General features: G+C 68.5%; 1 protein-coding gene. It reads right to left on the minus strand.

The window, feature by feature from the left end; all coding sequences use genetic code 11:
- Positions 1 to 270: 270 nt before the first annotated feature.
- Positions 271 to 1,074 carry a pyrroline-5-carboxylate reductase gene (gene proC / locus JAO81_RS41865; RefSeq protein WP_199553248.1) on the minus strand — a complete coding sequence of 268 codons (804 nt, stop codon included), beginning with the start codon at positions 1,072 to 1,074 and terminating at the stop codon, positions 271 to 273.
- Positions 1,075 to 1,193: the final 119 nt, after the last annotated feature.

A 1,193-nucleotide genomic window follows, 5' to 3' on the forward strand; every position in this document is an offset into this window, starting at 1 on the left:
TCTATCAGATCCTTTCGGGCCTGATTCCCGGTCAACTCGGGTTGTCTTTGCGGCTGTTGGGCCGTTCCGACGAGGTGAGACTTTAGCGGAATCTTCGCTCCCGAGCTAATCGGGGGCTATTCCTCATTTCGTAAGAGCGCACGAAAGCGAGACCGCGTTCGAGCGCGGAATGCTTGTAGTGGGTCTTGCGGAATGGCTGCCCGGGGACCGACTTTCGTCGGCTCTCACGTCGGGCAGCTCGGAGAACATTACGGATCTACGAGGGCCGTGTCAACCCGCGGCCAGCTCGCGGCTGCGGTCGCGGGCTGCCTCCAGGGCGGAGAGCAGCGCGGCGCGTACGCCGTGGTTCTCCAGCTCCCGGATCGCGTTGATGGTGGTACCCGCGGGGGACGTCACGTTCTCGCGGAGCTTCACCGGGTGCTCACCGCTGTCGCGGAGCATCACGGCGGCGCCGATGGCGGCCTGGACGATCAGGTCGTGGGCCTTGTCGCGGGGCAGGCCGAGCAGGATGCCGGCGTCCGTCATGGCTTCGACCAGGTAGAAGAAGTACGCCGGGCCCGAGCCGGAGAGTGCGGTGCAGGCGTCCTGCTGGGATTCCGGGACGTGGAGGGTCTTGCCGACCGCGCCGAAGATTTCCTCGGCGTGGGTGAGGGCGGCGGGGGTGGCGTGGCTGCCGGCCGAGATGACGGACATGCCCTCGTCCACGAGCACGGGGGTGTTGGGCATGACGCGGATGACCGGGGTGCCGTCGGCGAGGCGGTCCTCGATGAAGGTCGTGGTGATGCCCGCCGCCGCGCTGATGATCAGGCGGTCCGTGGTGACGTGGGGGGCGAGCTCGTCGAGGAGCTTGCCCATGTCCTGGGGCTTGCAGGCCAGGATCAGGGTGTCGGCGCGCTTGGCGGCGTCGGGGTTGGTGACTGTTTCGACTCCGTAGCGCTCGCGGAGTTCTGCCGCGCGTTCCGGGCGGCGCGTCGTGACCAGGAGGTTCTCGGGGGCCCAGCCTGCCCTGAGCATGCCGCTGAGGAGGGCCTCGCCGATCTTGCCGGTGCCGAGGACGGCGACTTTCTGGGTCATGCGGGGCCTCCTGGATGCGGTGATTCGTGGGGTCATCCTCGCATCGGGGTGGGGGGCGCCTGCGGCGGGCTTTTCTCCCCGCCCCGCCCCTTCCCGAAACCGGGGCTTCGCCCCGGACC

Origin of the sequence: Streptomyces sp. N35 (genome assembly GCF_016464295.1) — a bacterium.
Taxonomy (GTDB): Bacteria; Actinomycetota; Actinomycetes; order Streptomycetales; family Streptomycetaceae; genus Streptomyces.

Bases quoted from the DNA above. Each gene is read 5' to 3' on its own strand.
- proC (WP_199553248.1), bottom strand. From the start codon at position 1,074: ATGACCCAGAAAGTCGCCGTCCTCGGCACCGGCAAGATCGGCGAGGCC.